21 protein-coding genes and 4 pseudogenes are annotated in these 25,330 nt (G+C 73.0%); 13 read left to right on the top strand and 12 right to left on the bottom strand.

All coding sequences use genetic code 11. The features are described from left to right. Positions 1-2: 2 nt before the first annotated feature. Positions 3-1,250: an arginine deiminase gene (locus MF408_RS17840; RefSeq protein ID WP_345893759.1), complete on the bottom strand. Its 1,248-nt coding sequence runs from the start codon at positions 1,248-1,250 to the stop codon at positions 3-5. A gap of 136 nt (positions 1,251-1,386) precedes the next feature. Between MF408_RS17840 and MF408_RS17835 the strand changes: the two genes are divergently transcribed. After that, entirely contained in the window at positions 1,387-2,922 is a 1,536-nt protein-coding gene (locus MF408_RS17835; protein WP_240248811.1) for a YfcC family protein, read from the top strand. 33 nt (positions 2,923-2,955) lie between these two features. Continuing rightward, positions 2,956-3,690 carry a hypothetical protein gene (locus MF408_RS17830; RefSeq protein WP_240248810.1) on the top strand — a complete coding sequence of 245 codons (735 nt, stop codon included), beginning with the start codon at positions 2,956-2,958 and terminating at the stop codon, positions 3,688-3,690. On the opposite strand, the gene MF408_RS17825 is transcribed toward MF408_RS17830, so the two are convergent. Further along, complete coding sequence (locus tag MF408_RS17825; RefSeq protein ID WP_240248809.1) at positions 3,651-4,022, bottom strand: hypothetical protein; 372 nt, start codon at positions 4,020-4,022, stop codon at positions 3,651-3,653. The genes MF408_RS17830 and MF408_RS17825 overlap by 40 nt on opposite strands. A gap of 256 nt (positions 4,023-4,278) precedes the next feature. On the opposite strand from MF408_RS17825, the gene MF408_RS25805 reads away from it, so the two are divergent. Both MF408_RS25805 and MF408_RS17815 read left to right on the top strand, forming a co-directional pair. After that, entirely contained in the window at positions 4,279-4,593 is a 315-nt protein-coding gene (locus MF408_RS25805; RefSeq protein WP_275693496.1) for a universal stress protein, read from the top strand. A 6-nt stretch (positions 4,594-4,599) separates the two neighbouring features. Beyond that, positions 4,600-5,463, top strand: a complete 864-nt coding sequence (locus MF408_RS17815; RefSeq protein ID WP_240248807.1) for a hypothetical protein — start codon at positions 4,600-4,602, stop codon at positions 5,461-5,463. 10 nt (positions 5,464-5,473) lie between these two features. Here the strand turns inward: MF408_RS17815 and MF408_RS27060 are convergent, their stop codons facing one another. From MF408_RS27060 to MF408_RS17785, 5 genes and pseudogenes are all read right to left on the bottom strand, one after another. After that, positions 5,474-6,991, bottom strand: a complete 1,518-nt coding sequence (locus MF408_RS27060; protein WP_345893758.1) for a fatty acid desaturase — start codon at positions 6,989-6,991, stop codon at positions 5,474-5,476. Between the two features lie 77 nt (positions 6,992-7,068). Then, positions 7,069-7,506 carry a CBS domain-containing protein gene (locus MF408_RS17800; RefSeq protein ID WP_240248806.1) on the bottom strand — a complete coding sequence of 146 codons (438 nt, stop codon included), beginning with the start codon at positions 7,504-7,506 and terminating at the stop codon, positions 7,069-7,071. Positions 7,507-7,511: 5 nt separating this feature from the next. Beyond that, positions 7,512-10,206, bottom strand: a pseudogene (ppdK, locus tag MF408_RS17795) (pyruvate, phosphate dikinase). A gap of 300 nt (positions 10,207-10,506) precedes the next feature. Then, positions 10,507-11,076, bottom strand: a pseudogene (locus tag MF408_RS17790) (FAD/NAD(P)-binding protein); the annotation flags it as partial. 163 nt (positions 11,077-11,239) lie between these two features. Then, positions 11,240-11,887: a DUF222 domain-containing protein gene (locus tag MF408_RS17785; RefSeq protein WP_275693215.1), complete on the bottom strand. Its 648-nt coding sequence runs from the start codon at positions 11,885-11,887 to the stop codon at positions 11,240-11,242. Positions 11,888-12,630: 743 nt separating this feature from the next. On the opposite strand from MF408_RS17785, the gene MF408_RS17780 reads away from it, so the two are divergent. The 8 genes and pseudogenes from MF408_RS17780 (at position 12,631) to MF408_RS17745 (ending at position 19,238) form a co-directional block, all read left to right on the top strand. Then, positions 12,631-13,560 carry an ATP-binding cassette domain-containing protein gene (locus tag MF408_RS17780; protein WP_240248805.1) on the top strand — a complete coding sequence of 310 codons (930 nt, stop codon included), beginning with the start codon at positions 12,631-12,633 and terminating at the stop codon, positions 13,558-13,560. Between the two features lie 14 nt (positions 13,561-13,574). After that, positions 13,575-14,351 carry a hypothetical protein gene (locus tag MF408_RS17775; RefSeq protein ID WP_240248804.1) on the top strand — a complete coding sequence of 259 codons (777 nt, stop codon included), beginning with the start codon at positions 13,575-13,577 and terminating at the stop codon, positions 14,349-14,351. A 23-nt stretch (positions 14,352-14,374) separates the two neighbouring features. Further along, positions 14,375-14,749 (top strand): hypothetical protein, encoded by a 375-nt coding sequence (locus tag MF408_RS17770; RefSeq protein ID WP_240248803.1) that lies wholly within the window; start codon positions 14,375-14,377, stop codon positions 14,747-14,749. Positions 14,750-14,836: 87 nt separating this feature from the next. After that, the gene (locus MF408_RS17765; protein ID WP_240248802.1) at positions 14,837-15,301 is read left to right on the top strand and encodes a DUF4383 domain-containing protein; all 465 of its coding nucleotides are present in this window, start codon (positions 14,837-14,839) and stop codon (positions 15,299-15,301) included. Between the two features lie 60 nt (positions 15,302-15,361). Then, positions 15,362-15,511: pseudogene (locus MF408_RS27055) on the top strand (TIGR00730 family Rossman fold protein); the annotation flags it as partial. A 121-nt stretch (positions 15,512-15,632) separates the two neighbouring features. Beyond that, entirely contained in the window at positions 15,633-15,995 is a 363-nt protein-coding gene (locus tag MF408_RS17755; RefSeq protein ID WP_240248801.1) for an LOG family protein, read from the top strand. A 4-nt stretch (positions 15,996-15,999) separates the two neighbouring features. Beyond that, on the top strand, positions 16,000-17,916 hold the full coding sequence (locus MF408_RS17750; protein ID WP_240248800.1) for a BTAD domain-containing putative transcriptional regulator: 1,917 nt from the start codon (positions 16,000-16,002) through the stop codon (positions 17,914-17,916). Continuing rightward, entirely contained in the window at positions 17,799-19,238 is a 1,440-nt protein-coding gene (locus MF408_RS17745; protein ID WP_240248799.1) for a hypothetical protein, read from the top strand. Before MF408_RS17750 ends, MF408_RS17745 begins: the two co-directional genes overlap by 118 nt. Here the strand turns inward: MF408_RS17745 and MF408_RS17740 are convergent. Both MF408_RS17740 and MF408_RS17735 read right to left on the bottom strand, forming a co-directional pair. Next, complete coding sequence (locus MF408_RS17740; RefSeq protein WP_240248798.1) at positions 19,144-19,872, bottom strand: ABC transporter permease; 729 nt, start codon at positions 19,870-19,872, stop codon at positions 19,144-19,146. The two genes, MF408_RS17745 and MF408_RS17740, sit on opposite strands and share 95 nt — an antisense overlap. Positions 19,873-19,968: 96 nt before the next feature. Then, complete coding sequence (locus tag MF408_RS17735) at positions 19,969-20,964, bottom strand: ATP-binding cassette domain-containing protein (RefSeq protein WP_240248797.1); 996 nt, start codon at positions 20,962-20,964, stop codon at positions 19,969-19,971. A gap of 407 nt (positions 20,965-21,371) precedes the next feature. Here MF408_RS17735 and MF408_RS17730 point away from each other — a divergent pair, with 407 nt between their 5' ends. Continuing rightward, positions 21,372-22,829, top strand: coding sequence for a saccharopine dehydrogenase C-terminal domain-containing protein (locus MF408_RS17730; protein ID WP_240248796.1), 1,458 nt, complete (start codon positions 21,372-21,374; stop codon positions 22,827-22,829). 823 nt (positions 22,830-23,652) lie between these two features. On the opposite strand, the gene MF408_RS17725 is transcribed toward MF408_RS17730, so the two are convergent. The 3 genes and pseudogenes from MF408_RS17725 to MF408_RS17715 all read right to left on the bottom strand — a co-directional run bounded on the left by MF408_RS17725 (position 23,653) and on the right by MF408_RS17715 (position 25,201). Then, the gene (locus MF408_RS17725) at positions 23,653-24,117 is read right to left on the bottom strand and encodes a sugar O-acetyltransferase (RefSeq protein WP_275693495.1); all 465 of its coding nucleotides are present in this window, start codon (positions 24,115-24,117) and stop codon (positions 23,653-23,655) included. Between the two features lie 160 nt (positions 24,118-24,277). Continuing rightward, a pseudogene (locus tag MF408_RS17720) lies at positions 24,278-24,601 on the bottom strand (YnfA family protein); the annotation flags it as partial. A gap of 72 nt (positions 24,602-24,673) precedes the next feature. Then, entirely contained in the window at positions 24,674-25,201 is a 528-nt protein-coding gene (locus MF408_RS17715; RefSeq protein ID WP_240248795.1) for a DUF6223 family protein, read from the bottom strand. Positions 25,202-25,330: the final 129 nt, after the last annotated feature.

The following is a 25,330-nucleotide window of genomic DNA, read 5'->3' as shown; positions in this document are numbered from 1 at the left end:
GCTCAGATCCCCTCCCTCTCGACCGGGCACGTCATGCACCGGGGACCACCGCGACCGCGGCCGAGCTCGCTGCCCTGGATGGTGATCACCTCGACGCCGTTGCGCCTCAGGTGGGTGTTGGTGGTGACGTTGCGCTCGTAGGCCACGACGACGCCGGGGCGGACGGCGAGGACGTTGCAGCCGTCGTCCCACTGCTCGCGCTCCGCGGAGTGCACGTCCTGGGTCGGCGTGAGCACCCGGATCCGGTCGAGGCCGAGAGCGTCCGCGATCGCGTCGTGCATCCGCTCGGCCGGGTGCGCGGTGACCTTCAGCTCCTTCTCGCTGTCTCCCGGCTCGATCGTGTACGAAGGCAGCATCCCGAGACCCACGTACTTGGTGAAGGTCTCCTCGTCGACCATCGTCATCACCGTGTCGAGGTGCATGAACGCCCGGGCCTTCGGCATGGCCAGCGCGACGATCCGCTCGGCACTGCCGTGGTCGAAGAGGCGCCGCGCCAGCCGCTCGACGCCCTGGGGCGTCGTACGCTCGCTCATCCCGACCAGCACCGCACCCCGGCCGAGGACGAGGATGTCGCCGCCCTCGGTGGTGGCAGGCGCGTTGCGGGTGCCCTCCGCCCAGATGTTGAAGTCGCTGTCGGCGAACAGGGGGTGCCAGCGGTAGATGGCCTCGTAGTGGAGGGTCTCGCGCATCCGCGCCCGCTTGCGCATCGCGTTGACGGAGACACCGTCGTAGATCCACGCAGAGGTGTCCCGCGTGAAGAGGTGGTTGGGCAGGGGCGGCAGGAGCAGGTCGTCGAGCTCCATCGCCTGGACGACGACCGACGCCGGCTCGTCCATCCGCTCCAGCAGCTCCCGCTTCGTCAGGCCGCCGACCAGGACCGCCGAGAGCTCCGCGCTCGGCATCGCGCTGAAGGCGGCGTGGAGCGGGTCGGCCGCGATCGGCCCGTAGGTGCGCTCGTCGAACGTGGCGTCGACGACGTGCTGCCGGGCCTCGGGCACCTCCAGGGTCTCCGTCAGGAGTCGGTCGAGCAGGTGCACCTCGACGCCCTGCTCGCGCAACGTGTCGGCGAACGCGTCGTGCTCCTGACGGGCGTGCTTCACCCACAGGACGTCGTCGAAGAGGTACTCGTCGTGGTTGGTCGGCGTCAGTCGCTTCAGCTCCAGGTCGGGGCGGTGCAGGATCACGCGGCGCAGCCGGCCCACCTCCGAGTCGACGCGCAGCGCAGTGGACCGGGTCTCGTCGATGTTCACGCCGCTCATCCTTCGCCCGGCCGCAGAGCAGGGAGAGGGTCGAAGGTCCCGAGCGCCGGGGCAGTTCGGCACCTCTCCGGCCCGGTGCGCGCGTGGTTCGTTGGTCGAGGCTCGAGTCCGAGAGAGAGGAGCCGCCATGACCACCACCCACCGGACCCCGCCGGGGTCCGACGTACCTGCCGACGGCGTCGCGAAGAGCAGGTTCCGCTTCCCGAGCGCCTTCACCGTGCTCTTCGTCGTGACGATCGCGGTGTGGCTGCTGGCGTTCGTGGTGCCGACGGGCGTCTACGACACCGACGCCGAGACCGGCCGTCCGGTGCCGGGCAGCTATCACGAGACCGACAGCGCCTTGTCGTTCGGCGACCGGCTGATGGAGCTCTTCCTCGCCCCCGTCAACGGGCTGTACGGCGTGATGAACCCCGACGGGAAGATCGGTCCCTACGAGGCCGGCGAGCTCTACGGCGCCGCCGGCGTCTTCCTGTTCGTGCTCGCCATCGGCGTCTTCATCACGATGGCGATGCGCACCGGAGCGATCGACAACGGCGTCGCCCGGGTGGCCCAGCGGATGAGCGGGCGCGGCACGCTCCTGATCGCCGTTCTCATGGTCCTCTTCTCGATCGGCGGGACGACCGAGGGCATGGCGGAGGAGACCCTCGGGTTCTACGCACTGCTCATCCCGCTCATGCTCGCCCTCGGTTACGACCGGATGGTCGCGGCGGCGACGATCCTGGTCGGTGCCGGGATCGGCGTGCTGGCCTCGACGGTGAACCCGTTCGCGACCGGCGTGGCCTCCGACTCCGCCGACATCAGCATCGGCGACGGCATCGGCTTCCGGTTCCTCATGTACGTCGTGCTGGTCCCGGTGGGCGTGTGGTGGGTGGTCCGCTACGCGCGGCGCGTGAAGTCCGACCCGTCGCGGTCCCTCACCGCCCCCGCCGAGGGCGACGACGAGCTGCGTGCGCACGGCCTGCGCGACGTTCCCCGCCTGACCGGCCGCGAGAAGTCGGTCCTCGCGATCGTCGGGCTGACCTTCGCCTTCATGATCTACGCGATCGTTCCCTGGGCGCAGGTCGTCAACGGCCCGGACGCGACCAGCTACGGCTGGCAGCTGGACTGGTACTTCCCCGAGCTCGCGGCGCTGTTCGTCGTGATGGCGCTCGTGGTCGGTCTCGTCGGCGGGCTCGGTGAGAAGGGTGTCACCGACGCCGTCGTGCGGGGCGCCGGCGACTTCATCGGGGTCGGCCTGATCATCGTCCTGGCCCGCGGGGTCACGGTGATCATGAACAACTCCGAGATCACCGGCACCGTCCTCCACGCGATGGAGAGTGCGGTCGACGGGACCTCGTCCGCCGTCTTCGGCGGACTGATGTTCCTGATCAACGTGCCCCTGGCGTTCCTCGTGCCCTCCACCTCCGGCCACGCTGCGCTGGCGATGCCGATCCTCGCCCCGCTGGCCGACTTCGCAGGCGTCGAGCGCGCCATGGTCGTCACCGCCTTCCAGTCCGCGTCCGGCGTGGTCAACCTGATCACGCCGACCTCGGCGGTGGTGATGGGCGGTCTGGCCCTGGCGAAGGTCCGTTACGACCAGTACCTCCGGTTCGTCCTGCCGCTGGTCGCCATCCTGCTCGTCCTCGGCACGGCCTTCGCCGCGGTCGGGGCAGCCGTCTCCTGAGGAGCGATGATGAGGAACCAGAAAGCACTCCTGGTGAGCGGGGCCGCCGCGCTCGCGGCAGGTGTCCTGGTCTACCGCGAGGTCTTCACCCCGTGGCAGCAGGCCTGGGGGGCGACCGTGGAGGAGACCGAGGAGCCGTTGCCCGGCGACGACCTCCTCGCCGCGCCGGCGGCCCAGATCACGCGTGCGATCACGATCGACACGGACCCGGCCGCGGTCTGGCCGTGGCTGGTGCAGATCGGCGCCGACCGCGCGGGGTTCTACTCCTACGACTGGGCGGAGAACCTCGTCGGGCTCGACATCCACAGCGCCGAGTCGGTCGTCGACGACTGGCAGCAGCTCGAGGTCGGCGACCTGGTCCGGGCGTCTCGCCACCACCCCGCTGGTTGGTACGTCGTCCACCTGGTGCCGGGCGAGGCGCTCGTGCTCCAGATGGCCGACGTCCGCGCGCAACGGCCGGCGCGACGTACGGACCACGGCCTGGAGTTCCAGTGGACGTTCGTCGTGCGCCCTGCCGGTACCGGCCGCACCCGCCTGCTGGTGCGCGAGCGGGTCGGCTTCGGGTCGCGCCGCGCCCAGTGGCTGATGGCGCCGACCGGCGTGGTCAGCTTCGTGATGACCCGGCGGATGCTGCTCGGGATCAAGCTCCGGGCGGAGCGGTCCGCACCGTCGCCTCCCGGCGCCGGGCGCGGCAGGACCAAGGTCCCGTCCGGCCGGGTCCGCAGGCGCTACGCCGCCGGGCAGACGCGGGAGACGATCGAGGCATGACGAAGATCCAGGCAGGCAGCATCGTCGTCGGCGTCGACGGGTCCGAGCACGCCGACCGCGCCGTCCGGTGGGCCGCCGAGCAGGCCTACCTCGAGCGACGGCCGCTGGTCGCGGTCGTCGCGGCCGAGCCGAACCACCTCCGGGGGTTCGGCTGGGCCGGTGTCGAGGGCTCCGGCGCCGACGTCGCCGAGCACGCGTTGGCCGGCGTCCGAGGCGTCGCCGAGTCCGCCGCCGAGCTCGCGCGGCACTGGCAGCCGGGCGTCGAGGCCACCGGCGTCGCCGTCTTCGGCGACCCACGCCAGGTGCTCACCGACCTCTCGGCGACGGCGCACCTCCTCGTCCTCGGCTCCCGTGGCCGGGGCGCGGTCCGCACCATGCTGCTCGGATCGGTCAGCGCGGCGGTCAGCAAGGCGGCCTCGTGCCCGGTCGTGGTCTTCCGACCGCTCCGGCACGCCCCGCGCGACGGCATCGTCGTCGGGGTCGACGGCTCGCCGCAGTCGCTGCCGGTGATCGAGTTCGCCTTCCAGCAGGCCACCCTCCACCGCCGGAGGCTGACGGTCCTGCACTCGTTCTGGGACGTCGTCGCGGCTGTCGCCGGGTTCCGGGAGGCGTCGGGCGAGGTCCTCAACGACGTCCACCTCGAGGAGCAGCGGCTGCTCCTCGCCCAGTCGGTCGCGGGGTTCCAGGAGAAGTACCCCCGACGTCGAGGTGTCGCAGGTGCTGCGCCACGGCCTGGTCGAGGAGGCGCTCGTCCCTCGCGACGCGGCGTGGGACCTCGTGGTCGTCGGGCACCAGCAGAACGCCGGGGTCGACCGTCTCCTTCGCGGCGCCGTCGCCACCGCCGTCCTCGAGCACGCGCACGGTCCGGTCGCTGTCGTCCCCGAGGCACCTGCGGAGGAGTGAGCGGCGGTGAGCGGCACCGAACGCATCGCCCGCGACCACCCCGTCGGACGCTCGTCGGAGGCCACCCGGGCCGTCCCGGTCGCCGGGCTCTTCGCGCTGGCAGGGCTGCTGGTCGGCAACACGCTCGCCGGACCGCTCGGGATCGGTGTGATCGACTACCCGCTCACCCCGACGATGCTCAACCAGCTGACCGGTCTGGAGGTCGTGACCGTCGTCCTCGTCGCACCGGCGCTCGTCGTCGCCGGCCTGCTCGCCCTGGCCGGGCGGTCCGCGGCGCCGCTGATCGCCTTCGGGCCCTGCAGCTATGCGGCGTACATGTTCGTCCAGTACGTCCTCGGGCCGGAGTACGACCACTACTCGTTCGCGGTGCTGGTGCATCTGGCCATCGCCGTCCTCGCCGGCGTCCTCGCGATCTGGTGCTGGACGACGGCGGCCTCGCTCGTCCTGCCGCCGTCGTCGCCCGCCCGGCGTCGCCAACGCGCCGGATGGCTGGGTTTCCTCGCCGTCTTCGTCCTTCTCCGCTACACAGGGGCGCTCACCGGCGCGGTGGACGGCACGGCCATCCCGGCCGAGTTCGGTGCCGACCGGACCTTCTACTGGTCGATCGTGCTGCTCGACCTCGGGGTGGTCGTCCCTGCGACGGTGGCGGCCGCCCTCCTCCAGCTGCGCTCAGGCCGGCTCGCGTCGCAGGCCTACTACGCGGTCGTCGGCTGGTTCGCGCTGGTGCCGCCGTCGGTCGCCGCGATGGCCGTCGTGATGCTCGCGCGTGACGACCTCCACGCGTCGGCCGCGACGGTCGCGCTCCTGTCGGCAGCGAGCGTCGTCTTCGCCGTTCCTGCCGTCCTCGCCGTCCGCGACCTACGAGCCTGAGGAGCCGGTCTCAGCCGGTGCGCACCTCGAGCGTCTCCGGGTCCACGGGCACGAAGTCGACCTTCTCCCGCACGCCGCAGTCGGGGCAGCACCAGTCGTCGGGGATGTCGTTCCAGGCCGTGCCGGCGGCGAAGCCCTCGTGCTCGTCGCCGGCGGCGACCTCGTAGACGTAGGAGCAGCCGGGGCAGCGGGCGGCGAGCACCTCGGTCTGGAAGTCCTGCGCCGTCACGTCGTCGGCGAGGGACGTACGCCGATCGGCGGCCGCGCCGTACTTCCGCAGGTACTTCTCCTCCTTGCCGGGCTGGATGTTGGCGAGCCGGACGTCACCGAGGTGCCCGACCACCTTGGGGTCCATGACGCGGCGCCACAGCGGCGGGACGACGGCGAGGATGATGCAGCCCGCGTAGCCCATCGGCAGGCTCGGCGACTCCTCGAAGTGCCGCAGCGCCTGGTAGCGCCGGGTCGGGTTGGCGTGGTGGTCGCTGTGCCGCTGCAGGTGGTAGAGGAACACGTTGGTGACGACGTTGTTGCTGTTCCACGAGTGCGACGGGTCGACCCGCTCGTAGCGCTGCCGGCCCGGCGCGCCGACCTTCTGCCGCAGCATGCCGTAGTGCTCGAGGTAGTTGACGACCTCCAGCAGGCTGAAGCCGACCACCGCCTGCAGGAGGAGGTACGGCGTGATCTCCCAGCCGAACAGGGCGATCAGGCCGCCGAACAGCACGACCGACATCAGCCACGCGTTGAGCACGTCGTTGCCGAGGTGGAACGGGTGGGTCTTCTTGCGCCGGTAGCGCTTGGCCTCCAGGCTCCACGCCGACTTCAGCGAGCCCCACACCGTGCGCGGGAGGAACCGGTAGAAGCTCTCGCCGAGCCGGCTCGACGCCGGGTCCTCGGGCGTCGCGACGCGGACGTGGTGGCCGCGGTTGTGCTCGATGTAGAAGTGGCCGTAGAAGCTCTGCGCCAGCGCGATCTTCGACAGCCACCGCTCGTTGGCCTCCCGCTTGTGGCCGAGCTCGTGGGCCGTGTTGATGCCGATCCCGCCGATGGTGCCGATCGTCCAGGCCAGGCCGAGCTTCTCCCACGTCGCGAGGTCCATGTCGCGCAGCAGGCCGCTGCTCACGTTGGCCGCGAACCAGTCGGTCACGCCCAGGAGGTCGGTGGCCCACGCCAGCGGGTTGTAGCCCGCGATCATCGCGAACGCGCCGACCAGGCCGACGTACTGGATCGGCAGGTAGAAGTAGGTGATCCAGCGGTAGTAGCGGTCGTTCTCGAGCGCCTCGATCACGTCGTCGGGCGGGTTGGAGTTGTCGAGGCCCATCACGACGTCGAGCACCGGGATGACCACGAAGATCAGGAACGGGCCGATGAACAGCACCGGGCCCCAGTCGTAGAGCGCGTAGACCGCGAACCCGGCGATCGCGTAGCCCGGGATCACCAGGCCGAGCAGCCAGAGGTAGCGCTTCTTGTCCTTCCAGATCTCCGTCGTGCCCTCCGGCACCGTGCTGTGGGGGATCTGCTCCGTCGCCATCGATCGTGCCTCCTGCCACATGCGGGTTTACATGAAGGTAATGGATGTAAACCCGCTCGACAAGAGGCAGCGATTTGTCAACGCCCGGCCACGCGGTCGCGCTGCTCCTCCTCCCGCACCAGGGCACGCACCAGGTCGCTACGGCTCACCACGCCGACCACCTGGTCGCAGGCATCGACGACCGGCACGCTCCGGAACGACCTCGCCGCGAGCAGCCGGCCCAGCTCGGCCAGGTCGGTCTCGGGGCGGACCACGACGGTCACGTGCGACATCACCTCGCCGACGGTCTGCGGCAGGACGGCGGTCGCCGCGCGAGGGTCGCCGTACGCCGGGTCGGGCGGGATCCGCCCGCGGATCAGGTCGCGCTCGCTCACGACGCCGATGATGCGCCGCTGCTCGTCGACCACCGGCAGCGCCGTCACCTGGTGCTCGCTCAGGAGACCGAGCGCCGCGGTGACCGGGCACGCGCTCTCGACCGTGATCGGCGGGGTGGACATGACGTGCCTGACCAGCATGATCCCTACCTCCCTGTGTCGGGCCGGTCGGCTGACCGGGCGGCTCGGACGGCGGCCCGACCTGCCTCGAGCCGGGCGACGGGCACGCGGTACGGCGAGCACGAGACGTAGTCGACGCCCACCTCCGCGAGGTACGCGATCGACGCCGGGTCTCCCCCGTGCTCGCCGCACACCCCCAGCCGCACGTCGCTGCGGGCCGCGCGGGCCTTCTCGGTCGCGGTGCGCACGAGGAAGCCCACGCCGTCGCGGTCGAGGGTCTCGAACGGCGACCGGTCCAGGATCCCGAGGTCCAGGTAGCGGCGGACGACCGTCGACTCCACGTCGTCCCGCGAGAGCCCCCACGTGGTCTGGGTCAGGTCGTTCGTGCCGAAGGAGAAGAACTCTGCGTCGGCGGCGAGCCGGTCCGCCGTGAGTGCGGCGCGGGGCAGCTCGATCATCGCGCCGAACCGGTACGGCACGGCGTGGCCTCGTTCGGCCGCCACCGCCTCGGCCACCCGTACGACCTCGGCGCGGACCATCGCCAGCTCCGCGTGGTCCGCCACGAGGGGCACCATGATCTCCGGGTCCACGGGAACACCGGTCGACCGGACGTCGTCGGCGGCCTCGAGGATCGCCCGGACCTGCATGGCGGCCAGCCCGGGGACCTGGATCGCCAGCCGGACCCCACGCAGCCCGAGCATCGGGTTCGTCTCGCTCAGCCGCTCCACGGCCTCGAGCAGCTCCTGCTCCCGCGGGTCCACCGCGCCGCGCTCGGCGGCCACGGCGACCCGCACGCCCAGCTGTGCGGCGTCCGGCAGGAACTCGTGCAGCGGCGGGTCGATCAGCCGCACGGTCAGGGGCCCGCCGCGAACGGCCTCGAACAGGTCCACGAAGTCGGCGCGCTGGAGCGGAAGCAGCGCTGCGAGCACTGCGTCGCGGTCGTCGTCGCTGTCGGCGAGGACCAGGCGCTCGACGAGCTCGCGTCGTTCGCCGAGGAACATGTGCTCGGTCCGGCACAGCCCGATCCCGGCGGCGCCGTAGCGGACGGCACGCGCCGCGTCGTCGCCGTTGTCGGCGTTGGCCCGCACCGCGAGCACCCGGGTGGCGTCCGCGTGGGCCAGCAGCCGGGCGACCGCCCCGACGAGATCGCCACCCACCTCCTCGCCGTCGAGCCAGCGCACGACGTCGGACGGGACGACCGGCACAGCACCGGCGAACACCGCGCCGCTGCTGCCGTCGATCGAGATCTCGTCACCCTCCTGCACCACCCGGCCGCGGATCGTCATGCACCGCTGGACGGGGTCGATCTCGAGCTCGCCCGCGCCGACCACGCACGCCCGGCCCATGCCCCGCGCGACCACCGCGGCGTGGGAGGTCTTGCCGCCCCGTGCGGTGAGGATGCCGGCGGCGACGATCATCCCGGGCAGGTCGTCCGGACGGGTCTCGCGGCGGACCAGGACGACCTGCTCCCCGGCCGTCGACCTCCGAACCGCGGCAGCGGAGTCGAACACGACGCGGCCCACAGCGGCGCCGGGCGAGGCGCCGACGCCCACGGTGAGCTCGCGCCGCGCGGCACCCGCGTCGAACCCGGGATGCATCAGCTGCGCGAGCTGGTCGCCCGAGACTCGCAGGATCGCTTCGTCGAGGTCGATCACGCCCGCGTCCACCTGGTCCGCCGCGATCCGGAACGCCGCCTCGGCAGTGCGCTTGCCGACCCGGGTCTGGAGGATCCAGAGCCGGCCCCTCCTCGATCGTGAACTCGATGTCGCACATGTCGCGGAAGCGCCGTTCCAGGGTGGTCATGACACCTTGCAGCTCGTCGAACGAACGCTCGTCCAGACGGCGCAGCTCGGCCAGCGGCAAGGCGTCGCGCACGCCGGAGACCACGTCCTCCCCCTGCGCGTCGGGCAGGTAGTCGCCGTACGGACCCACGCGGCCGGTCGCCGGGTCACGCGTGAACGCCACTCCCGACCCGGACCGTGACCCACGGTTGCCGAAGACCATCGCCTGCACGTTGACGGCGGTGCCGAGGTCGTGGTCGATGCCGTGCTGCCGCCGGTAGAGCACGGCGCGCTCGCCGAGCCACGACTCGAACACCGCACGGATCGTGAGGTCGAGCTGCTCACGGGGGTCCTGGGGGAACGGCCGGCCGGCGTGGCGCTCGGTGAGGTCGAGGAACCGCTCGACGAGCCGCGCGAGGGCACCTGCGTCGAGATCGACGTCCAGGACCACGCCCGCCTCCGACTTCGCCCGGCTCAGCGCGTCGCCGTACACGTCGGCCGACACGCCGAGCACCGTCTCGCCGAACATCTGGAGCAGGCGCCGGTAGGAGTCGAGCGCGAAGCGCTCGCTGCCGGACCGCCGGGCGAGACCCTTGACGGACACGTCGTTGAGCCCGATGTCGAGGACGGTGTCCATCATCCCGGGCATCGAGAACGCCGCGCCGGAGCGCACCGACACCAGCAGGGGGTCGTCCGGTTGCCCCAGCCGCCGGCCGACGGTCCGCTCGAGCGTGCGGAGGTGACGGGAGACCTCGGCGTCGAGCCCACCGGGAACCGACCCGTGACGCAGGTAGTGACGGCAGGCCTCCGTCGTGATGGTGAAACCCGGGGGCACCGGCAACCCGAGGCGGATCATCTCGGCGATGCCTGCCCCCTTGCCGCCGAGGAGGGCGCGCTCCTCGGAGCGACCTTCGCGGAAGTCCTTCACATAGCGGGCCATGACCCGATGGTCCGCCTGCGGCCACCGCGTCGCGAGAGGCGAAGGTCCCGGTCCGGAGGGACCCTCAGCACCGCCGAGGTGCTCGTGCCGCATCAGGACCTGCGCCCGCCCGGTCGCCTCGAGCTTGTCCGCCGCGGTGGCGAAGTGGTCGAGGACCTCCGCCTTCGTCGCCCGCTCGTAGAGGCCCTCGTTGGGCCCCGGCCCGTCGATCCGATCGGCACCCAGCGGCAGCGAGTGGATGCCGTAGAACGCCGACGGCGAGTGGAGCCGCACGAACGGGTAGGCGTGCTCCCAGTGCCCACCCGGGCGGCCGCCGCGGTCGACGACCACGACCTCGGCATCCGACTCGGCGAGGAGCACATCGGTGAACGCCAGGCCCGACGCGCCGGCGCCGACGACGAGGTAGTCGGTGGTGAGCTGCACGGTCGCTCCTTCGGTAGCCGGACCACGATCGGCGACGGGCCGTGGTGGGCGCCAGTCCCGGATCGGGACCGTGGGGCGTGGGATGGCCCGGCGGGGAGGGGCTCGGAGGAGTGATCGGACGTTGGGGTGCGCTGGGCTGGCACCTGGTGCCGGTGGAGCGCACGCTAAGCATCTGGTGGCCTGGGGTCGGCGTGATCGGGGGCGCGCGGGGTCGCCGGTGGTCGCGGTGGGGACGAACGGCCAGGCGTGGGCGCTCGCCGCGGGGGGTCGAGGCACCTGGTTGCGACCCGCGGGTCGCTGCCGGGTGGCTCCGGGTCGACCCTGGTGGTTGCGGTCCAGGAGGAGAAGGTGATTTCTAGGTTCCGGCGCCCTGGCGCCCGGCGGGGCGGGGTCAGGTTCGTCGTTTGGTGATGAGGAGGTCGCCGTCGGGCAGGCGACGGTGCTCATAGGCGGGGTTCTCGATGAGGCGGTGGTGGAAGGCGCACAGGCAGACCCCGTTGTCGGGGGGTCGTTTGGCCGCCGTCTCTCCAAGCGCGCAGGTGGTGGATCGCGCACCACTGCGGTTTCACCAGACAACCTTTGGCGCGGCATCGTTTGTCGCGCACTCGGATCAGCTTCCGCTGGGCGGGGTGAAGAGGCGGCGGGTGCGGCCGAGGTCGAGGACCTCGCTGTCGCTGCCGAGGACGGCGGGGATGATGGCGGCGTTGCAGGCCAGGCGGCGGGCTTCGGCGGCGGTCAGGTTGGGTCCGTGTTCGAGGTCGGGCTCGACGAGCCCGGCGACACCGAGCTCGGAACGAAGGTCCTCGAGGGTCACGGTGACGAGGACGGTGGTGGCGTCCCCGCCGTGCTCGGGGAGCCGGTCGGGGTCGAGCCGCTCCAGCAGGGCGCAGAACGCGAGGGCGCGCTTCTTGGGGTAGGGGATCCGGTCGCCTTCGTCGTGGCAGCCGAGGATCTCGGTCCCGTCGGGCAGCTGGGTGGTGGTCGGCTCCAACGGCTCCGCCTCGCCGGCTGCACCGGACTCGGTCTCGGTCGCCTGGGAATTCTCGTTCTCGACGGCGTCGGGGCCGCGGTGGCGGGGGCTGGTGAGGGCGTCGAGGTAGGTGTCGAGTCGTTTCGCCGCGGGGGTGGGGATGATGCCGGAGATCCGGGAGGTGCCGTCGCCGAGGTCGCGGATCGAGAGCCGGGACCGTTCCTCGGCGGTGGCTTCTTCCTCGGCCAGCTTCTTCGCGTCCTCGTCGTCGGCGATCTCCGGTGCCACGACGTGCAGGATGTGGCGGCCGAGGATGCGGAGCTGGGTGGGGGGTGAACTGGGCTGCGCAGTCGACGAGGGTCTCCTCGGCGTCGGCCTTGACCTGGGGCCCGACCCGTTTGGGGAGGGCGTCGACGGCGCGGACGATCACCCACGCCTGCTCCTCCGAGACCCGGCCGTCGGCGAACGCCGCCGCGATGACGGGGAACCGGTCGTCGAGTGCCTTCGCGAGGCGTTGGTCGGCCCGGGCGTCACGCAGGTCGGCGTTGACCTCGTGTGCCAACCAGGTGCCGACATCCGGTGCGGCGTTGTCCGCCGCGACGTCACTGGAGGCGGCCATGACCTTCAGCCGCAGCGCCTTGAGCCGCTGCTCGGCCCGGTGCAGCTCGGTGATCGCAGCCGCCTTCGCAGCGGTCGGCATGAACGTCGCTTCCACCCCGGCTACCCGGTCGAGTGCGGCGGTCACCTGTCGGGCGCGCGCCTGGATCGGGTGCAGCCCGGTCGGTGCGCCGGGGGTGGAGGAGCCTTCGAACATGCTCCTATCGAAGCACCCGCCACCGACATAGCCCGGCCGAGAATCCCGCTCAACCACGCGGGTTGTGGACAACTTCCACCGAAGATCGGCCTGTGGACGGAAAGTGGGCCGAGCGGCCGGTCCCGACCGCGGAAGGAGGATCGGGTCGGCCCGATCTCCACCGAACCTCCCGTTTCCCGCCCTCCTCCCCCGCACGCCCGGGCCTAGCGTGCGGAGCATGATCAGCGTGCGCGGACTGACGAAGCGCTACGGCGGTGTCCGGGCGGTCGACGACCTGACCTTCGACGTCGTGCCGGGCAAGGTGACCGGGTTCCTCGGTCCCAACGGTGCCGGCAGGTCGACGACCATGCGGGTGGTGATGGGACTCGACCGGCCGACGGCCGGGACCGCCACGGTCGGTGGCCGGCGGTACGACGAGATCGCCGCGCCGCTGCGGGAGGTCGGGGCGCTGCTCGACGCGGATGCGATGCACCCCGGCCGGACCGGCCGTGCGCACCTGCGGCTCGCCGCGCTGAGCAACGGCATCCCGCGCACCCGGGTGGACGACGTGATCGACCAGGTGGGGCTCGGACCGGCGGCCCGGAGGCGGGTCAAGGGCTACTCGCTAGGCATGCGGCAACGGCTCGGCATCGCCGCCGCCCTGCTCGGGGACCCCCGGGTGCTGCTGTTCGACGAGCCCATGAACGGGCTCGACCTCGACGGGGTCCGCTGGATCCGCGAGCTGCTCCGGGGCTTCGCCGCCGAGGGCCGGGCGGTGCTGGTGTCGAGCCACCTGATGAGCGAGGTGCAGATGATCGCCGACCGGGTCGTGGTCATCGGGCGCGGCCGCCTGATCGCGGACGCGGACGTCGACGACGTGCTGCGCGGCCTCGGCGGGCCCCGGGTGCGCGTGCGGACGACGTGCGCGAGCGACCTCGAGCGGGCGTTGGCCGACCACGCGGCGGTGGAGCGCACCGGTCCCGACGAGCTCGAGGTCACCGGCCTCGACACGGCCGCGGTCGGGGACGCCGCCCACGCCGCCGGCGTACCTCTGCACCACCTCGCCGAGGTCGAGCACTCCCTCGAACGCGCCTACCTGTCGCTGACCGCGGGCTCCGCCGACCACCAAGGCCGCCCCACCGCCGCATCCGCCGGAGACGGCCGGTGAGCACGGTGAGAACGGTGAGCGCGACGAGCGCGGTGCTGATCGCCCGGACCTGCCGCGCCGAGTGGAGCCGGTTGTGGACCGTGCGCTCCACGTGGGTCTTCGTCGGGGTGACCGGGTTCGTCGTGGTCGGCTTCGCCGCCCTCCTCGGTGCCGAGGCGAGCGGCCCGTCGGGTCCGCCCGCCGACGCGACCGCCTGGGACGCCGGCCGCACCACGACGATGTTCGCCCTCTTCGGCGTCCTCGCCCTCTCCGCGCTCGCCACGACCGCCGACCACACGACCGGCGGCATCGTGCCGACCCTCCAGTGGACACCGCGCCGCACCGTGCTGCTCGTCGCCCGCACCACCGTCGTCGCCGCCACCACGACCGCGGTCGGCGTCGTGCTCGTCACCGCGGCCTCCCTCGTCGTGCTCTCGTTCGTGCCCGAGGTCGGTGCCCCGATCGGTGAGGGCGTCGAGACCCTCGCCGCGGCGGGCTTCGTGCTCGCCGCCGGCGCCGCACTGGCGGTCGGTCTCGGCCTGGTGACCCGCAGCACGGCGGGAGCTCTCGTCAGCGTGGTCGGGCTCGTGCTCGTCCTGCCGTTCCTCCTCGCGCAGCTCTCCGTCCGCCACGACTGGCTCGTCGACGTCGCGGCGGCGCTGCCGGGTTCGAGCGCACTCTTCCTCGTCTTCGGCGAGGGTCCGAGCGACGACATGACCACGTCGTCGGCCCGGACCACGTTCACCCTATGGGCCGTCGCGGCGCTCGTCGCCGGCGGCCTGCGCCTGCTCCGCTCCGACGCCGACCGCTGACGCCCTGATCGAGAGGACCCCCGATGAACCGCCGCCTCCGCTACTCCCTCGGCCTCGCCGTCGCCCTCGGCACCTCCGTCCTCCTCCTGCTCGGAGCCGGCGCGCTCGGCATCATCCGCGACGGCGGCCGGCCCGACCTGATGTACGTCGCCGTGCTCGGCGTCGGTCTCGCCACCGCGGTCGCCGTCCGGTTCCGGGCCTCCGGGATGGCGCTCGCGCTGGCACTGACGGCGTTCGGCACCCTCGCCGTCGCGGTCGTCGCGCTCGCCGCCGGCCTGCACGACGGCAGTGCCGGCGCTGCCATCGACATCGTTGGGATCAGTGCCCTGTACGCCGCGCTGTTCACCCTGTCCGCGTGGCTGTTCCGGCAGGCGACGGACGACCGCGACGCCCACTGACCGGGGCGCACCCCCGCCCGGCCGAGGGATGCCGTGCAACCGGCCGGGTACCGCTTCTCAGGCTCATCCCCGACCCGAGGAGCACCCATGAGCAACACGGCACCCAACCGGTCGTCCATGACCGCCACGCCTCTCCAGACAGCGGCCACCGTCGTAGCGGCGGTGTTCCTCCTGGTCGGCGTGCTGGGCTTCGTGCCCGGGATCACGAGCGACTACGACACCATGGAGTTCGCCGGCCACGAGTCCGAGGCCAAGCTGCTCGGCATCTTCCAGGTGTCGATCCTCCACAACATCGTGCACCTGCTGTTCGGCCTCGCTGGCCTCGCGCTCGCCCGCTCCTGGAGCGGCGCCCGGGCCTACCTGGTGGGCGGCGGCGTGATCTACGCCGTGCTGTTCGTCTACGGCATCGTGATCGACCACGACAGCAGCGCCAACTTCGTGCCGCTCAACGGTGCCGACAACGTGCTGCACCTGCTGCTCGCGATCGGCATGATCGGCATCGGCCTGGCCCTCGGTCGCGGTACGACGGGCACCCGGTCGAGGATGACCTGACCCACGCTCAGCGCACCTGACCGCCGCCTCCGCCGGCTGCCGGGCCACTACGCTCGACCCGTGAACCACCGGATCCAGCGCATCGCCGTGTTCTGCGGCTCGGCCCAGGGTCTCGACCCGCAGCTGGCGGAGGCGGCGTACGTCGTGGGGCGGGGTCTCGCCGAGCGCGGCATCGGCCTGGTCTACGGCGCCGGCGGCAAGGGCCTGATGGGCGCGGTGTCCCAGGGCGCCCTCGACGCAGGTGGTGAGGTCGTCGGCGTGATCCCGCGGTTCATGGTCGAGCGCGAGTGGGGGCCGCACCGACCTCGACCACCTCCACGTCGTCGACACGATGCACGCGCGCAAGGCGATGATGGCCGACCTGGCCGACGCCTTCCTCTGCCTCCCCGGCGGCCTCGGCACGCTCGAGGAGGTGTTCGAGGTGTGGAGCTGGCGCCAGCTCGCCAACCTCGACGACCCGGTCGGCTTCCTCAACACCGCCGGGTTCTGGGATCCCCCTCCTCACCGCGCTGCGCGGTCTCGCCGACGCCGGGTTCGTGCACCCCGGCGTGCTCGACGACCTCGTCGTCGCCGACTCGCTCGACGACGCGCTCGCCGGGCTGTCGGCCCGGGTCGGCACGCACCTTCCGGACAAGCTCCCGGGTGGGACCTCGGCAGGATCCGCGACCGCGCCGGCGCCCCGTCCCTAGACTGACGGCGTGCCGGTCGTCCTCGCCCTGCTCGACGGGGTGCAGTGGCACGGCCGCCCGATCGTCGGAGAGCGGCCGCAGGCGCTGCTCGCGGCGCTCGTCGCCGCAGGGCGGGCGGTGAGCACCGACCGGCTGGTCGACCTCGTGTGGGGGGACGACCGCCCGGCACACCCGGCGAAGGCGCTGCAGGTGCTGGTCTCGCGCACCCGCGCGACCGTCGGTGCCGACGCGCTCGTCACCGACGGCGACGGCTACCGGCTCACGCTCGACCCCGATGCCGTCGACGCGACCCGGCTGCGCGGGCTGGCCGCCGCGGCCCGGGACGCGCTGGCCACCGATCCGCTGGCGGCGCTGCGGCTCGCCGACGAGGCGGCCGCGCTCGCGGAGACGCTGGGCGAGCCCTCCGGCGCCGGGCCGCTCGCCGAGCTCCGCTGCCGGGCGCTGGCCGACCTGGCCGTCGCTCGCACCGTGCGGGTGCGGGCGCTGAGCCGCGCCGGGCGGCACGCGGAGGCGCTTGCCGACGCGCCCGCCGACGACGTCAACGAGGACACCGACGAGGGACTGCTCACCGACCTGCTCCGCTCCGAGGCGGCGGTGCGGGGGGTCCCCGCGGCGCTCGACCGCTACGCGCGGCACCGGGCGGCGCTCCGCGACCGGCTCGGCACCGACCCCGGACCCGAGCTGCAGCGCGTGCACCGCGAGCTCCTCGCCGCCGACCGCCCCGTCCGCGAGGGGGTGCGGTACGACGCCAGCACGCTCGTCGGTCGCGACGACGACCTGCGGCAGGTGACGGCCCTGCTCACGAGCCGGCGGGTGGTCTCGCTCGTCGGACCCGGAGGGCTGGGCAAGACCCGGCTCGCCCACGTGGTCGCGCGCCAGGCACCGCAACCGGCCGTCCACGTCGTCGAGCTGGTCGGCGTGACGTCGGCGGAGGACCTGGTCGGCGAGGTCGGGTCGGCGCTCGGCGTACGCGACTCCGTCAGCGGGCGCCGTACGCTCACGCCGGCGCAGCGGGCCGACGTCCGCGCCCGGATCGCGCAGCACCTCGACCAGGTGCCCACCCTGCTCGTCCTCGACAACTGCGAGCACCTCGTCGACGCCGTCGCCGACCTCGTCGCCTTCCTGGTCGGCACGACCCGCGAACTGCGGGTGCTCACCACCAGCCGGGCGCCGCTGGCGATCGCGGCCGAGCACGTCTACCTGCTCCCCCCAGCTCGACACCGGCGACGCGGCTGCCCTGTTCCGCGACCGGGCGCGGGCGACCCGGCCGGGCGTCCGCCTCGACGAGGACGCCGTGGCGGCGGTGGTCGCGCGGCTCGACGGCCTGCCGCTGGCGATCGAGCTCGCCGCGGCCAAGGTGCGGGTCATGACGCCGACCGAGATCGCGCGACGGCTCGGGGACCGGTTCGCCCTGCTGCGGGGCGGCGACCGCACCGCACCCGACCGGCATCAGACGCTGCTGGCGGTCATCGACTGGTCGTGGCACCTGCTCGGCGAGCGCGAGCGGCGGGCGCTGCGCCGGTTGTCGGCGTTCCACGACGGGTTCACCCTCGACGCCGCCTCGGAGGTGCTGGGCGAGGACGCGCTCGACCCGGTCGGCGAGCTCGCGGACCAGTCGCTGGTCGTGGTCGTCGACACCGAGGACGGCGCCCGGTACCGGATGCTGGAGACGGTCCGGGGAGTTCGGCCGGCTCCGGCTCCGCGAGACCGGCGACGCCGACGAGGCACGGGCCGCCCTGCGCCGGTGGGCGGTCGCGTACGCCGTGCGACACGGCGACCGGCTCTTCTCCGGCGACCAGGTGGCCGCGATGGACGCGATGCGCAGCGAGGAGACCAACCTCGCCGACGTCCTGCGTGAGGCGCTCGTCGAGCCCGACCCGCCCACCGTCGCGACGCTGTTCGCCGCCCTCGGCTGCTTCTGGGTGATCAGTGGCGACCACCCGCGGACGATCGCCGCGGCCGGCGCCGTGAGCCGCGCCCTCGACGGCTGGACCCCCGGGGCGGGGGCGGCGGACCGGGCGCGGATCGCGCTCGCCGTCGCTCTGTTCAGCACGATGCTGACGGCGGGCGAGCAACGCGGGCCGGTGGCCGAGCAGCTGCGGGCCCTGGGGCCGTCGGACCGGCCGGCGCTCCGCGCGGTGACCACCGTGCTGCTCACCACCGCGGCAGCGGGCCTCGGGGGGCCGGGCACCGACCCGGACGCGGTGGCCGCGCTGACCGACGACCCCGACCCGGTCGTCGCGAGCATCGCATGGCACTGGATCTCCCACGAGCGGGAGAACAGCGGCGACCCCGAGGGGGCGATCGACGCCGCGACCCGCGCCCTGCCGCTGATCCCCGCCGACGAGGGTCCGTGGCGGCTGGCCGTGCTGCACACACAGCTCTCCGGCCTGCACGCACAGTTCGGCGACGCCGAGCTGGCCGGCCACCACGCGCGGATCGCGCTGCCCGTCCTCGACCGGCTCGGCGCGGTCGACGACGCCACGCAGGGCAAGGCCGTCCTCGCGATGGCCGCCCTGCTCCTCGGCGACCGCGACGAAGCGGCCGCGCTCGTCGACCAGCTCGCCGACGTCGCCGGCCAGGGCACTTTCGGCGGCAGCGTGTCGATCTACACCAGCCGCGGGCAGCTGGCGCTCGCCGACGGCGACGTGGCCGGCGGGCTGCGGCTCCACCGCGAGGCCGTGGAACAGCTGCGCCAGGTGCGGTTCCCCGGCGCCGAGCGGGTGGGCGGGCTGGAGCCGTGGGTGATCTTCGGGGAGGCGATCGCGCTGTCCGCGTTCGCCCAGCTGGGCGAGGGCGACGACGGTGCCGACCTCTACGCCGACCTCCGCGCCAAGGCGCTCGCCACCGTCGACGCGGAGCGCCCGCTCCTCGACGTGCCTGTCGTCGGGCTCGTCCTCTTCGGCCTCGGGATCTGGGGGGCTCTGCAGGGACGCGCTGCCGCGGGCGGACGCCGTACGGCTGCTGGTGCTGGCCGAGCGGCTCGCCTACCACCGGTTCGCCCCGACGATGCACTGGCCGCACGTCGCCGAGCAGATCGAGCGCCGCGCCCCGGGCTTGCTGGCCGCGATGGAGGCGGAGTACGCCGGGCGGCGCGGGCCCGACCTGCTGGCCGATGCCCGCGCCGCCCTGGTCGGCGTCCTTTGAGCCTCGCTACATCTTGCGGGACCAGGAGCGCACGGCGAGCGGGGCGAACACCGCGACCACGGCCGCGCATCCGAGCAGCGCCCAGCCCACGTGGGCCGTGAGCTCGCCGTCGTTGAGGAGGTCGCGGACGGCCGTGACCACGTGCGAGACCGGGTTGACCGAGACGAACGCCTCCAGCCAGCCGGGCAGCGTCTCTGCCGGGACGAACGCGTTGGAGAGGAACGTCAGCGGGAACATGATCATCAGCGAGATGCCCTGGACGCCTTGTGCCGAGCGCGCGACGGTGCCGAGCCAGGCGAAGATCCAGGCCAGCGACCAACCGGCGACGACCGTGAGGGCCAGACCGGCGAGGCAGCCGACCACGCCACCGCCGGGCCGGTAGCCGATCGCGATCCCCGTGGCGAGGGTGAGCACCGACGCGATCGCATACCTGATCAGGTCGGCGACCATCGGCCCCGCCAGCGGGGCGATCCGCGCGATCGGCAGCGACTTGAACCGGTCGAAGACGCCCTTCTCCATGTCGCTCCGCAACGTCACGCCGGTCGCCATGCACACGGTGAGCGCCGTCTGGGCGAGGATCCCGGGGACGAGCACCGGGAGGTAGTCCTCGACGCTGCCGGAGATCGCGCCACCGAAGATGAACGCGAACAGCGCGGTGAAGAGCAGCGGCTGGACGACCACGTCGAAGAACTGCTCGGGGTTGCGGCGCATCTTCTTCACGGCCCGCCACGCCATCGCCAAGGTCTGGTCGACGGCCTCGACCGGCGTCGGCCGGGGGCGTGGTGGCCGCCACTACTGCCCGGGGGTCGACGAGCCGGGCCGGGACGACGGTCATCGCGCCAGCTCCAGCTCGGGGTCGCCCGCCGGCGCCGCCGGGTGCGCAGCGCCGTCGTGGGTGTCGTGGCCGGTGAGCGCCAGGAACACCTCGTCGAGCGTCGGCTTGGCGACGGCGACCGAGACGATGCCGATCCCCGCCTGCCGCAGACCGATCAGCACGTCGGCGGCCCGGTCGGCGTCGTCGAGCGGAACGTTCATCCGGCCCGACTCCGGCGTGAGCACCGGCTCGTCGCCGACCACGCGACGTACGACGTCCGTCGCGAGCCGGGGGTCGGCGTCGGTCGCCAGCCGCAGCTGCAGCGTCGAGCTGCCGACCTGGCTCTTGAGCGCGTCCGGCGTGCCCTCCGCGACCTTGCGGCCGCGGTCGATCACCACGATCCGGTCGGCGAGCTGGTCGGCCTCGTCGAGGTACTGCGTCGTCAGCAGGATCGTCGACCCGTCGGCCACCAGGCCGCGGATCGTGTCCCACATCTGGCCGCGGGTGCGCGGGTCGAGACCGGTCGTGGGCTCGTCGAGGAAGATCAGCGGTGGCCGCGTGATCAGGCTCGACGCGAGGTCGAGACGGCGGCGCATACCGCCGGAGAACTGGCTGATCGGCTTGTGGGCCGCGTCCTCGAGCCCGAACTGCTCGAGCAGCTCCACGGCGATCCGCCGAGCCCTCCCCCGACGCACCCCCTGCAGCCGCGCGAACAGCCACAGGTTCTCCGTCGCGGTCAGGTCTTCGTCGACCGAGGCGTACTGCCCGGTCACCCCGAGCAGCTGCCGGATCCGGTGCGGCTGGCGTCGTACGTCGACACCGAGCACCTCCGCCCGCCCGCCGTCGATCGGCAACAAGGTCGCCAGCATCCGCAGCGTGGTGGTCTTGCCCGCCCCGTTGGGGCCGAGCACACCGAAGATCTCACCCTGGCGCACCTCGAGGTCGATGCCGTCGACCGCCCGGAAGTCGCCGAAGGCCTTGACCAGGCCGGTGGCCCGTACAGCGTCCGTCATCCCGGTACCTCCTTCCTGCCGGGAACCCCGGCTCCCCGGAAGCGTCCACCGGCGCGGCTACGCCTCGGCTTCACGCCGGTTTCAGGTGGTTCCAGCCGCAGATTCATCAAGGTATGCAGGTGAGTTCGCGCCGCTCAGCGGGTTCGCGGCGGAGCCGCTGCAGCCGCCACAGCAGCCGCAGATTCATCAAGGTATGCAGGTGAATCCGCGCCTCCCATGGCGTACCCACCATGGGAGGCGCAGGTTGGTCGACATACCTTGATGAATCTGCGCCGCGTGTGCCGAGCCGACCCCCCACCCGACCAGCCGCAGCGCGGCTCCCTGGACTCCCCCGCCCGGCGGTGACAAGGTTCCCCCACCGGAGACACGGACGAGACACGGACCGGACGAGACGGGGAGGGGCGGAGATGAGGATCCTGCTGGTCGGCGCGGGAGGGGTCGGCGGCGCGTTCGCGGCGATCGCCGCCCGCCGGGAGTTCTTCGAGACCGTGGTCTGCGCCGACTACGACCTCGCTCGAGCGGAGCGGGCCGCGGCGACCGACCCGCGCTACGTCGCCGCCCGGGTCGACGCCTCCGACCGCGCCTTGGTGGCGGCCCTCGCCCGCGAGCACCGGATCACGCACGTGATGAACGCGGTCGACCCGAGGTTCGTGATGCCGATCTTCGAGGGTGCCCTCGAGGCCGGCGCCGACTACCTCGACATGGCGATGAGCCTCTCCCGGCCGCACCCGACGGCGCCGTACGAGCAGACCGGCGTCAAGCTCGGCGACGAGCAGTTCGCCGCCGCCCGGCAGTGGGAGGAGGCCGGCCGGCTCGCACTCGTCGGCATCGGGGTCGAACCGGGGCTGTCCGACGTGTTCGCCCGCTACGCCGCCGACCACCTCTTCAGCGAGGTCACCGAGCTCGGTGTGCGCGACGGGGCCGACCTCGAGGTGCTCGGCGACGACGGCGAGCCGGTCTTCGCGCCGTCGTTCTCGATCTGGACGACGATCGAGGAGTGCCTCAACCCGCCCGTGGTGTGGCAGGACGGGGCCTGGCACACCACGCCGCCGTTCAGCGAGCCGGAGGTGTTCGAGTTCCCCGAGGGGATCGGGCCGGTCGAGTGCGTCAACGTCGAGCACGAGGAGGTGCTCCTGATGCCGCGCTGGATCGACGTCGAGCGGGTCACCTTCAAGTACGGGCTCGGCGAGGAGTTCATCGGCGTGCTGCAGACGCTGCACCGGCTGGGCCTCGACCGCACCGACCCGGTGCGCGTCGGCGGCGTCGAGGTGGCGCCGCGCGACGTCGTGGCGGCGTGCCTGCCCGACCCGGCCGGTCTGGGCGACCGGATGCGCGGCAAGACCTGCGCGGGGGTCCAGGTGACCGGCACCGGCAAGGACGGCCGACCGCGGTCGACGTACCTCTACCACGTGGTCGACAACGAGTGGAGCATGCGCGAGTACGGCCACCAGTGCGTGGTCTGGCAGACAGCGGTCAACCCCGTCGTCGCGCTCGAGCTGCTCGCGACCGGCGCGTGGAGCGGCACGGGGGTGCTCGGGCCGGAGGCGTTCGACGCCGTGCCGTTCCTCGACCTGCTGACGGAGTACGGCTCCCCTGGGGGCTGCGGGACGACGAACCGGCGGCGGCCGCGGGGTGAGCACCGACCGGGAGCTGGTCGCCGAGACCCTCGTCGAGGCGCCGCCCGAGCGGGTCTGGGCGGTGCGTCCACGAGGCTGGTGCAGCGCCGCCCGGTGCCGCAGCGCCTCACGCCGGTGGGCAGGGTGTTCGCCGCCGCGCTGCTCGGCGGCGGGGCGAGCCACGCCGACGAGCTGGAGGCCGGGATGGCGACCACGCTCGCGCACCTCCGCGAGCTCGCCGAGGCCTGAGCAGCCGGGCCGGCGCGTCACGCCGGGTGGCCGCGGACCTCAAGGACGAGGGCGGTCTTGGGGTAGTCAGCGGCGCTCCGGTCGCCGTCGCCCGGGAACTCGAACAGGTCGATCATCAGCTGCAGCTCGTAGTCGAGCCGCTGGGTGCTGCTCTTGACGACCCGCCCGTCGACCGACAGCCGGACGCCGTCGGCGTCCCACTCGGCGGCGTAGGTGTGGGGCCGAGAGGTGTCGATCGGCAGCTCGACGTCGGTGACGTCGGTGACCAGCCGCGGGTCGTGGTGGGCCTTGATCCCGGTGCGCACGACGGAGCCACGGGCGCCGACCTTGTCGCCGAAGAGCTCCGCGAGGCAGATCTCGCCGGAGTCCGCGGGATCGCCGGCCTCGAGCCCCACCAGCCAGATCCCGAGCATGCAGTCGGGGTCGGTGCTCGCGCACGCGGTCACCTCGACGCGCCCCGCTGTCGGCGTCCACAGCCGCCGCGTCGGTTGCGGCGTCACCACGAGCAGCCCGTCGGGGCGGTGCCGGTGGGTGCCGACCGTGCTGCCCGCGGGGCCGGACCACGTCGCCGTCTGGACGTTGCTGACCCGCATCGGGCCGTCGTCCTCCCGCCAGGCCGGCTGGTCGGCGTCGATGCGCAGGCGGAGGCCGCGCCCGGGCAGGTCGTAGCGGGCCTGGGACCGCTCCGGCGTCGTCCACTGAGGGAGGTAGTGGTCGACCCAGCGCCCGGGGTCGAGGGTCGCCCCCTCGAACCGGTCCTCGAACGTTTCCATGACCGACGACGGTAGGGCCGCCCGCCGACATCGAGGTCGGCTCGCCGGGCTCAGAGCTCGCGGACCACCCGGGCCGGGCTGCCCACCGCGACCACGCCGGACGGCAGGTCCTTGGTGACGACGGAGCCGGCGCCCACCACGGTGTCGTCGCCGATGGTGACGCCCGGGCAGACGATGACGCCACCGCCGAGCCACACGTTGTCGCCGATCACGATCGGCTCGGCGGACTCCCACTTGTCCCGGCGCGGGCCGGGCTCGAGCGGGTGGGTCGCGGTCAGCAGCTGCACGCGGGGTCCCATCTGCACGTCCTCGCCGACCCTCACCCGCGCCACGTCGAGGACCACCAGCCCGAAGTTGGCGAACGAGCGGGCGCCCCACGTCGTCTGGCTCCCGTAGTCGCAGTGGAACGGCGGCCGGATCTCGGCGCCGTCGCCGTACTCCCCCAGCAGCTCGGTGAACAGCGCCCGCAGGGCCTCCTGGTCGGTCGGGTCGGTGCTGTTGATCCGGAAGGACAGCCGCTGTGCCCGGCCGAGCTCGGCCGCGATCTCGGGGTCGTCGGCGATGTAGGGCTCCCCCGGAGCGCATCCGCTCCCGCATCGACTTGTCGGTCGTCATGGACACCAACCTAGGCAGCGGACGACGCCGTGCCGCGGGAACGTCGTCGCTACGCGCCGCGGGGGCGTACATGATGACCGCCACCCCGGCCAGGCAGATCGCGGCCCCGGCGACGTCCCACCGGTCCGGCCGGAACCCGTCGACGACCATGCCCCAGGCCAGCGACCCGGCGACGAAGACGCCGCCGTAGGCGGCGAGGATCCGGCCGAAGTGGGCGTCGGGCTGGAGCGTCGCGACGAACCCGTAGAGGCCGAGCGCCACCATGCCGGCGCCGACCCACAGCAGGCCCCGCTGCTCACGGACGCCCTGCCACACCAGCCAGGCGCCGCCGATCTCGGCGACGGCGGCCAGCACGAACAACGGGATCGAGCGCACCACGTCCATGCCGCGATCCTGTCAGGACGAACGGGTCGCCGACGGGCCAGTCCCGGGGGCAGCCCGTGGTCGCGGGCCGGCTCACGACGACGGCGCAGCGGCCCGCCGGCGACCGCGGACCAGCGACGCCGCGCCGAGCAGCGCGCTCACGACGCCCAGCACGACCGCCAGCACCGCTCCGCCGACGCCCTCTCCGCTGCCGACACCGCCGTCGGCACCGAGCATCGTCGCCGCGCCCAGGACCACGGCCACGACCCCGGCGAGCACGGCGGCACGTGCCGGCCGGCCGGCGGACCGCCGCGACGGCTGACGGAGGCGGACCAGCTCCAGCACGCCGAGGGCGATACCGACGAGGGACGCCAGCAGTCCGGCGCCGGAAGCCGCGCGACCTCCGCTCATCTCGTAGCCGGCGGCCGCTGGGTCCGCCGGAGCGCCGGCGACCGCGTCGGCCGCACTCGCGACGTCTCCGAGCACGACGGCGAAGGACGTCGCGGCGAGGATCGCGGCGACGCGCCCGGCGGTCGACGCCCGGCGTCGCGGCGCCTGCCGCGAGCGGACCGGTGAGGGGCGGTGGTGAGAACGGTTGCGGTCGTCTGCTCGAGGAGTCATGCCGACGAATGTCCCGCGGCACGCGCCGTCCCCGCATCGGGTCCCGGGCGGCACCGGGTACGTCGGTCGATGTAGCAGGACCGCCCGGACGCGCGCTCCTCGGCGTAGCGGCGCCCGCCACCGTCCGGA

Source organism: Nocardioides sp. TF02-7 (assembly GCF_022437945.1).
GTDB lineage: Bacteria > Actinomycetota > Actinomycetes > Propionibacteriales > Nocardioidaceae > Nocardioides.
Note: the sequence above shows the minus strand (reverse complement) of the source record. Positions and strands in the feature narration are given on the sequence as shown.